The organism is Jatrophihabitans endophyticus (genome assembly GCF_900129455.1).
In the GTDB taxonomy this organism is placed as follows: domain Bacteria; phylum Actinomycetota; class Actinomycetes; order Mycobacteriales; family Jatrophihabitantaceae; genus Jatrophihabitans; species Jatrophihabitans endophyticus.
Genome location: NZ_FQVU01000007.1, coordinates 173,548 through 182,986, shown reverse-complemented (window position 1 = coordinate 182,986; position 9,439 = coordinate 173,548). Strand labels below are relative to the sequence as shown.

Sequence of the window (9,439 nt, the reverse complement as noted above, 5' to 3'; positions counted from 1 at the left end):
CTGCGGGTGAATGCCAGACACATCCACTCCGCCAGGAGGTCCTCCCACGTTCAAGCAGGCACGCCGTCAACAACGTCTTGGGTCACGACAGCTAGGCGACGACGCGGTCGGGGACCTCGCCACCGCGGCGGGCGAGCTGGACCTGGTTGCGGCCGTTGTGCTTGGCGCGGTAGAGCGCCTGGTCGGCGGCGTGCAGGAGGTCGGTGAGCTCGCTGCCGTCCAGGCGCAGCAGCGCCACGCCCACCGAGACCGACAACCGGTCGGGCGCCAACGGCCCCGAGGCGGGCGGGGCGAACATCTCGCCGACGTCCACCTGGTTGACGCGTGCGCGCACCCGCTCGGCGACGAGCATCGCGGTGCGCTCGTCGCAGTCGGGCAGCACGGCGACGAACTCCTCCCCGCCGAAGCGGCCGAGCCCGTCGTACTCGCGCACCGAGGCCTCGATGGTGCGCGCGACGGTGGCGAGCACCTTGTCGCCCGCGAGGTGCCCGAAGCGGTCGTTGACGCCCTTGAAGCGGTCGATGTCGATGATGAGCACCGCCAGCCCCTGCCGTTCCCGCTCGGCACGCGAGATCTCCCGCTGGGCGAGGTGCTCCCACGCGACGGCGTTGAGCAGGCGGGTCTTGGCGTCGGTGATCGCGGCCTGCTCCAGCTCGCGGACGAGCGCGGTGCGCTGCAGCGACACCATGGGGGCGAGGACGAGGATGACGAGCCAGGGCTCGAACATGACGGCCAGCGCGACCAGGCCGCCGAGGCACAACGTGGCGAGTTCGATCAGGTTGTCGTGCAGCGAGCCGACGAGGTTTCGCAGCGGCGCGGCGGTGAGCAGCAGGACCACGGAGACGAGCCCGCGGTTGCAGACGGTGTAGGCCACGATGGCGGCGACGATGGCCAGGGGACTGCCGAGCCCCCACGGCAGGTCGGCCGCGGCGTCGCGCACGAAGGTGTACACGTCGCCGGCGACCAGCGAGCCCGCGACGATGGTGGAGGCGACGAACCACTTGCGGAACAGGGCCTCGCCGGCCGGCCGCTGCTGGCGGAACCAGACGTACACGCAGACGGCGATCAGCAGCATGACGCCGTGCGCCGGTGCGAGCGCGACCGCGGCGCACACGGCCCACACCGAGGTCATGTCGGTGCGCATGGGAGCGCTCAACCGGATCTGCAGCCGCGCCGCGCGGCTCGATCCCTCCTCGAAGCCGATGGCGGTGACCACCAACAGCAGCAGCACGCCCAGGCCGTGGACGTCGAAACCGGTGGTGGCGACACTGCGGACCACCCACACGAGGGCCAGCGCGTCGACGAGCAGCAGGTAGGCCGCCATCGGGGTCGGCGCAGCGCTGATCGGCCAACTGGACCGAGCCAGTCGCCGCCCGAACGCTGTAGTCACGATGTCGTCCTACCCGTGTGGTTGCCGAAGTCGACCACGACTCGGCGTGTGCCTCGATGCTATCGGGCCCGTCCCGACCGCGACAGACTTGGCCAGGCAACTCGTGCATTTTCTGCCGCACCCGACCAGTTGATCTTTTCTCGCCGCCGCGGCCACCGCGTCGCCCCTCGGCCGGCAATGGCCGCCACCGTCGCCGACGAGCTGCGGACGGGACTTCCGACGACGAACTGCCGGGCCGTTCTCCTCACATGAACTTGATGCTCGGTGGGGCATTCTTTATAAGACTGTTGCGACCGGACTCCTCACCGCCGGAAAGGGGAGCGCTGTGATCTCGTGGCATTGCCCCTTGCTCGTTCTCGCCGACGGCGGGTCGCCTTTGCGCGACGCGCGTCGCCGGCCGTCGACCCCTCACGAAGGGAGGCCTCCCGTGAACTCCTGGCACATCTGAGCCCCGCCCCCGTCCGAGCCCGTCGACCCGAGGAGACAGCCGTGAACTCCTGGCACATCTGAGCCCCGCCCCTCGTCCCGCACACCGCGACCAACCGGAGGAACCCCGTGAACTCCTGGCACATCTGAGCCTCAGCCCCCGCAGCGCAACCACCCCTCACCCCCGGAGGAACCCCGTGAACTCCTGGCACATCTGAGCCTCAGCCCCCGCAGCGCAACCACCCCTCACCCCCGGAGGAACCCCATGAACTCCTGGCACATCTGAATCGGTTTCCCTCCCGATCACCGACGAGCAGCGCCGCGACCGGCAGCGCCGGCACCCCCGGTCGCCCGGCAGCTGAAGTCGGCGGATCGCGAGCACGCGAGGCCGACCGCTGCGGCCCATGCCCGGCGGTCGAGGCGCGGCCCCGGCGCGACATCGGCGTCCCACCGGCCCGAAATCCTATTCCCGCCGACCGGTCTCGACCGGTTTCGGTGCACAACCGTCCGCCAATTCCGTCGCCACCGAAGGTTCGGGACGCATCGCCGACCCGTTTCGCAAATCGCGACCGGCGACGACCGTCGAATTGACCGGTTCGGGATCGGCGATTTGCTGACCCATCGGTAACCCCGCGTCATTAGCAACGCAAATGCCGTGTCTATTTGACGCGGGTCCCATGCACGGAACCGCAGGTTCGGCTCACGTTCAGCACACGCGACGGTCGGGAATGCCCGAGAAATACGATTCGTCCGGCGGCGGCGCAGCGGGGTCGCGGGGCGCATCGCCTACTCATCGTGAGAGCACTGTCACGAGCGTCGATCGAGGCGGGCAACCGTGGTCACCGACCGTGTCGACCCTGGGCGACCAGCGCCGCGACCAGCGCCGCCCCCACCGCCCCCGCGATGCCGACCGCGGCGGGCGGTGTCGTCCACTGTCCGACCACGCCGAACACCACGACGCCGACGCCCTGCACGGCGAGCGTGAGCGCGCTGACCACGCCGACGAGGTGCGCGCGTCTCTCGTCGGGGATCGCCTGCACGAGCTCGCTGGTCGTCTGCACGACGTAGGCCGCGAAGCCGCCGGACGCGAGCCAGCACGCCCCGGCGACCCACCACGCATCGGTGACCGTCGTCAGCACCGCACTGAGGACGAGCGGGAGGCCGCAGCCGATCGCCATGGTGGGGACGGCACGCGCCCGGTCGCCGGGACGCATGCGCAGCAGCAGGGCCGCGCCGCCCGCGCCTCCCAGCGCGCCCGCGGCGAGCAGCAGCCCGGCCTGCCCGGTGGTCGCGCCGATGTGGGCGGCGAAGGGGACGGCCAGCCCCTCGGGCACGACGAAGAAGCCGATGCACAGGCTCAGTCCCAGCAGGACGCGCAGCCGCCGGTTGCGCCAGAGCGCGGCGGCGGAGTCCGGCGGCGCCTCGCGGCGCACGCTCGCGTCCGTGTCGCCGACGGCCCCGGGCAGGGCATCGGCTGCCTCGGCGGGCTCGCCGACGACGGAATCGCGCCGGTCGAGCGCGACGAACAACCACACCAGCACCGACGACAGCGCGAAGGTCGCCGCGTTCATGGCCAACGCCCCGGCCGGGTCCAGGACGGCCACGAGCACGCCACCGGCGGCGAAGCCGCCGACCTGGGCCGCCTGGCTGGTCACCAGGCGCAGCGCGTTCGCGGTCGCGAACTCGTCCGGTGGCAGTCGGGCCGCGAGCAGGCTCAGCTGCGCGGCCGAGAAGACCGGTCCGACGGCGACCGCGACCACCACCAGCACCAGGACCACCGCGAAGTGCGTGGACGTCAGGACCATCACGAAGAAGCACAGGGCGCGGGCCGCATCGCAGGCCACCATCGTGGTCCGCCGTGGCCACCGGTCGCCGAGCCGCCCGAGCACCATCCCGCCGAACACGGCGGGGACGAAGGTCGCGGCGTAGACGACGGCGGTGGCCGGCGTCGACCCCGTCCGGGAGAACACGAGCACGGCGAGCGCGACCCGGGCGAGCTGGTCGCCGAAGAGCGACTGCGCCTCGGCGATGTAGACCGGGAGGAACGTGCGATTGCGCACCAGTCGACCGAGTCCGACGCGCGCGGAGTCGTCGGGGACCCGGGCGCGCCTCACGCCTCGCACCCTAGTGCGCGAAACGGACTTTCGGAGCCGTCGCGATCGCGCCCGGACGGGATCGGCGGCAACCACCTCTACGGCCCCGCCACCAAAGGCGAAGATCAGGTTTCGCTCACCTATTGTGTTCCGTGATCACCGAGCGTTACAGTCGGAAACGTCTCGGCCGGTAGTTCCCCCCGTACTCCCGGCCGAGACCTTTTCGTTCCCCGGCTCGTCACGTCGGCGCGGATCGGCTCTCCTCGGCGACGACGGCGGCCCGGTACACCCTGGCCCGGTTCCGCAGCGCGGTCTCCGGGTCGACTCCCGCGGCGACCGCGTCCCGCACCACGGTGAACAGCCGCTCGCCGATCTCGGCCGCCCCGTTTCCGTCGTCGCTGTCGCCGGTCCGCGGCGGTGTCGGGTCGGGCACGACGCCCGCGCGGGTGGCCCGCGAGACGAGCTTGGCGGCGAGGGCGAGGGCGGGCTGGCCGACGGGCACGCCGTCCACCGCCGAGGTGCGCCCCTTCTCGACCCGCTTGCGTTGCTCCCAGATCTCGTCGAGCTGTTCGGGTGTGCGGACGCCCTCGTCCGGGCCGAAGACGTGGGGATGCCGGCCCACCAGCTTGGCGACGAGGTCCGCGGCGACGTCGTCGACGTCGAAGCCGTCCGGTGCCGGGCGCTCCTGGGCGATGCGGGCGTGGAAGAGCACCTGCAGCAGCAGGTCGCCGAGTTCCTCGCGCAGCAGCACCGGGTCGTCGGTCTCTATCGCCTCGACGACCTCGTAGCACTCCTCGACCAGGTAGCGGGCCAGCGAGCGGTGGGTCTGCGTCGCGTCCCACGGGCAGCCGCCCGGCGCGCGCAGCCGGTCCATGACCTCCACCGCGCGCTGCAGCGGTGCCGCAGCCGTCTGGTCGGTCGGGTCCGGGATGGCCGCCACCCGCGCTCAGCTACCGGGCGCGGCGGCGCTGCTCGATGCCTGCTGCAGCTTGAGGAACGCCGGCGACCCGGCGCCGGACGCGGTGTCGATGGTGAACTTCGCGGCGTCCCACGTGCCGTAGCGCGGGCTGACCGAGACGGCGGAGCCGGTCTTGCGGACCGCGGCGGTGAGCTCGGACTGCTGGGTGAGCTTGAGCCGCTGGATCAGCGCGTACTCGAGCTCCAGGGTGCGCAGGAAGCGGGAGGTGAAGGCGCGCTTCACGCCGAACTGGGAGAGCTGCGAGCCCAGCTGCTGGTCGGTGATCTGCTGGCCGTTGCCCGCGAGCACCTGGACCGCCTCGTTCCGCGACGCCACGAGCGCCGCGTCGGTGGGCACCCCACCGGTGCGGGCGAGTGCCCGGCGATAGAGCAGCCCCCCGATCTCGGACTGCAGCACGATGACGCGCGCCGGGGTGAGATCCTGGCCGGCTGCCTTGGCCTGCTGCTGGAGCTGGGCGGACTGCGGCTTGCCGGTGAGGTGCGTCGTGACGTCGGACTCGGAGATCGTCTCGCCGTTCACCCGCGCCGCCACGCCGACGTTGGTGCGGCATGCGGTCAGGGTCGCGGCGGTCAGGACGACGGCGACGGCGGCGCCCACGATCCGGAGTCTCACAGCACCCAGAATCTCATGCTCCGGAAGTCACGCGGGAACCGGCTGCGGCGCCAGCGTCTCGAGCACCTGCCCGCACCACGCCAGCAGCGCGACGTCGCGCAGCGCCTCGCCGCCGAACGTGACCGCCGCGAACGAGCCGTCGGGCTTGATGACGCCCTTCGGACGCGGGATCGAGACCGTCGACACCGCCTGCTTGTACTGCGAGCGGTCGTAGGTGCGCTGCAGCCGCAGCTGCATCGACTCGGGCAGTTCGAGCGGCGAGAACCGGACCGTTCCCCCCTGCCCACCGCCCTGCAGCGAGACCTCGGTGACCCCGTGCTGCCGGCAGCGGACCTTGAAGCGGGCGACGGCGAGCAGGTTCTCGACCTGGGTGGGGATCGGCCCGTACCGGTCGACGAGCTCGGCCCGCACGCCGTCCACCGCCTCGTCGCTCGTGGCCGAGGCGAGTGCGCGGTACGCCTCCAGGCGCAGCCGCTCGCCGGGCAGGTAGTCGACGGGCAGGTTCGCGTCGACCGGCAGGTCGACCTTGACCTCGTGCTGCTGCTCCTCGGCCTCGCCGCGGAAGTCGGCGACGGCCTCGCCCACCAGGCGGACGTAGAGGTCGAAGCCGACGCCGGCGATGTGGCCGGACTGCTCGCCGCCGAGCAGGTTGCCCGAGCCGCGGATCTCGAGGTCCTTCATGGCGACGGCCATCCCGGCGCCCATCTCGGTGTGCTGGGCGATGGTGGCGAGCCGGTCGTAGGCGGTCTCGGTCAGCGGCTTCTCGGGCGGATAGGTGAAGTAGGCGTAGCCACGCTCGCGGGCACGCCCCACGCGGCCGCGCAGCTGGTGCAGCTGCGAGAGCCCGAACGCGTCGGCGCGGTCGACGATCAGAGTGTTGGCGTTGGGGATGTCCAACCCGGACTCGACGATGGTGGTCGCGACGAGCACGTCGTACTGCTTCTCCCAGAAGCCGACCATGATCTGCTCGAGCGCGCCCTCGGCCATCTGCCCGTGCGCGACCGCGATCCGCGCCTCGGGCACCGTCTCGGCCAGCCGCGACGCGGCGCGGTTGATCGACTCGACCCGGTTGTGGATGAAGAAGACCTGGCCCTCGCGCATCAGCTCGCGCCGGACGGCGGCGGCGACCTGCCGCTGGTCGTAGGCACCGACGAACGTCAGGATCGGATGCCGCTCCTCCGGCGGGGTGAGGATGGTGGTCATCTCGCGGATGCCGGTCAGCGACATCTCCAACGTCCGCGGGATCGGGGTCGCTGACATCGTGAGGACGTCGACGGCCGTGCGCAGGCTCTTCAGGTACTCCTTGTGCTCGACGCCGAAGCGCTGCTCCTCGTCGACGATCACCAGCCCGAGGTCCTTGAACCGCACGGTCTGCTGCAGCAACCGGTGGGTGCCGATCACGATGTCGGTGGAGCCGTCGACGATCCCCTTGCCGATCGCGTCCGCGTCGGGCGCCGGGGTGAAGCGCGACAGCTCCTTGATGGTCACGGGGAACTGCGCCATCCGCTCGGTGAACGTCTGCAGGTGCTGGTGGGCGAGCAGGGTCGTCGGGACGAGCACGGCCACCTGCTTGCCGTCCTGTACCGCCTTGAAGGCCGCCCGCACGGCGACCTCGGTCTTGCCGTAGCCGACGTCGCCGCAGATGACGCGGTCCATCGGCAGCGACTTCTCCATGTCCGCCTTGACCTCGTCGATGGCCGCGAGCTGGTCGGGGGTCTCGACGTAGGCGAAGGCGTCCTCGAGCTCGCGCTGCCAGGGCGTGTCCGGCCCGAACGCGTGGCCCTTGGTGGCCATCCGCGCGCTGTAGAGCCGGATGAGCTCGGCCGCGATCTCCTTGACCGCCTTGCGCGCGCGGCCCTTCATCTTGGCCCAATCGCTGCCGCCGAGGCGCGACAGCGAGGGCGCCTCGCCACCGACGTACTTGGTGACCTGGTCGAGGGAGTCGGTCGGCACGAAGAGCCGGTCGCCGGGCTGCCCCTTCTTCGACGCCGCATACTCGATGATCAGGTACTCGCGCTCGCCGCCGTTGACCGTGCGCCGCACCATCTCGACGTACTTGCCGACGCCATGGGTCTCGTGCACGACGAAGTCGCCGGCCTTGAGCTGGATCGGGTCGATCTGGTTGCGTCGCCGCGACGGCATGCGGCTCGTGTCCTTGGTCAGCGAGCCGCGCTGCCCGGTGAGGTCGGCCTCGGTGAGGAAGGCCAGCTTGAGCGACGGCGCGACGAGACCGCCGAGCAGGTGGCCCGTGGTCACGTCGACGACGCCGGGTTCGACGGCGGCGTCGGCGACGAGCCGGGCGGGGATCTCGGCGCCCGAGAGCCGCTCGAGTGCGCGGCTCGCCGAGCCGTGACCGTCGAAGACGAGCCCGACGCGCCAGCCCTCACGGGTCCAGCGGCGCAGGTCGGCGAGCGCGGCGTCGATGTCGCCGCGGTAGTGCGGCGCCTGCTCGAACGCGCTCGCCTCGGTGCCGGGGTCGTCGGAGGTGAGCGCGGTGACGCCCCACCACGACAGCCCCAGCTCGGCGGCGTTCTCGCGGACGTCGTCCAGCTCGCGCAGCGAGGCCGCGCCGAGGTCGACCGGCGCCTGTCCCCCGCCGGCCGCGGCCGCCCACGAGGCGTCGAGGAACTCCTGCGAGGTGCGGACGAGGTCGGCGGCGCGGGTCCGGACGCGTTCGGGGTCGCAGACGACCACGAGGGTGCCGGCCGGCAGCTCGTCCAGCACCAGGCTCAACCGCTCGACGAGGACGGGCGCCAGCGCCTCCATGCCCTCGACCGCCTCGCCCCGGCTGATGGGGTCGAGCAGCTCACCGAGCTCGGGGTGCTCGCCCAGCAGTGTGGTCGCCCGCGCGCGCACGTCGTCGGTGAGCAGGAGCTCCCGGCAGGGGGCCGCCCACAGGCCGTGCTCGGCGATCTCGAGCGAACGCTGGTCGGCGACCTTGAAGTACCGGATCTCCTCGACCTCGTCGCCCCAGAACTCGACGCGCAGCGGGTGCTCCTCGGTGGGCGGGAAGACGTCGAGGATGCCGCCGCGGACGGCGAAGTCGCCGCGCTTCTCGACGAGCTCGCTGCGGCTGTACCCCGCGTTGACCAGCGCCACGACGATCTCGGTGAGCTCGATGCCGGTGTCGCCGGCGTGCAGCTCGACGGGCACCAGCTCGCCGAGACCGGGGACCTGCGGTTGCAGCAGCGAGCGCACCGGCGCGACGACGACCGAGACCGGCCCCGCGGCGGGGTCGTCGGCCGAGGGATGGGAGAGCCGGCGCAGCACGGCCAGCCGCTGCCCGACGGTGTCCGCGCGCGGCGACAGCCGCTCGTGCGGCAGCGTCTCCCAGCCCGGATAGAGCACGACGCGGTCGGGCGGCAGCAGGCAGCGCAGCACCTCGGCGAGTTCCTGCGCCTCGCGCTCGCCGCTGGTCACCGCGAAGACGGTGCGGCCGGTGCCGGCCGCCGCGGCGACTGCGAACGGTTGCGCGGCGGGCGGGCCGCTGACGGTGAGATCGGGTGAATCCGGGCGCTCGGTGATCGCCGTGAGGGCGGGATCACCGGCGGCCGCGGCCAGCAGGCCGGCAAGGGACACGACAAGCCTTTCGAAGCAGCACGAACGCCCCTGATCCGCGGGAGAGGGAGGGGTTGCGACCAACCCTACGCGCGCCCGACTCCGCGCCGCGACGTCGTCCGGCGGGCGCTCGGGCGTGGCGGCAGGCGGGCACCGTCGCGCCGGCCGGGGGGTGAGCGGTGTCCGATCGCGGCGACATCCGATACGGTGCTCCCATACGGCCGCCTCACAACGGTGTGGTGGCCGCTGGATCGCAAATCGGGGGATTTCGCGGTGTCGTCGGGGGCGGCGTTGCGTCGCGCACGGAGGCCGGTCGTACCGGCGTCCACAGCTCGCGCCGTGGTGACAACCACGGTGCTCTTCTCGGCTGCGCTCGCGTGG

The 9,439-nt window shown here is 72.0% G+C and carries 5 protein-coding genes; all 5 read right to left on the bottom strand.

Annotated features, from left to right (window positions below; all coding sequences use genetic code 11):
• Positions 1–91: 91 nt before the first annotated feature.
• Positions 92–1,390: a GGDEF domain-containing protein gene (locus BUE29_RS20700; protein WP_143168301.1), complete on the bottom strand. Its 1,299-nt coding sequence runs from the start codon at positions 1,388–1,390 to the stop codon at positions 92–94.
• Between the two features lie 1,265 nt (positions 1,391–2,655).
• Positions 2,656–3,930 carry an MFS transporter gene (locus tag BUE29_RS20695; protein ID WP_159440918.1) on the bottom strand — a complete coding sequence of 425 codons (1,275 nt, stop codon included), beginning with the start codon at positions 3,928–3,930 and terminating at the stop codon, positions 2,656–2,658.
• Between the two features lie 217 nt (positions 3,931–4,147).
• Entirely contained in the window at positions 4,148–4,849 is a 702-nt protein-coding gene (locus BUE29_RS20690; protein WP_073392352.1) for a nucleoside triphosphate pyrophosphohydrolase, read from the bottom strand.
• A 6-nt stretch (positions 4,850–4,855) separates the two neighbouring features.
• Positions 4,856–5,485, bottom strand: a complete 630-nt coding sequence (locus tag BUE29_RS20685) for a hypothetical protein (RefSeq protein WP_073392351.1) — start codon at positions 5,483–5,485, stop codon at positions 4,856–4,858.
• A gap of 42 nt (positions 5,486–5,527) precedes the next feature.
• Positions 5,528–9,079 carry a transcription-repair coupling factor gene (mfd, locus tag BUE29_RS20680; protein ID WP_073392350.1) on the bottom strand — a complete coding sequence of 1,184 codons (3,552 nt, stop codon included), beginning with the start codon at positions 9,077–9,079 and terminating at the stop codon, positions 5,528–5,530.
• Between the last annotated feature and the right edge of the window lie 360 nt (positions 9,080–9,439).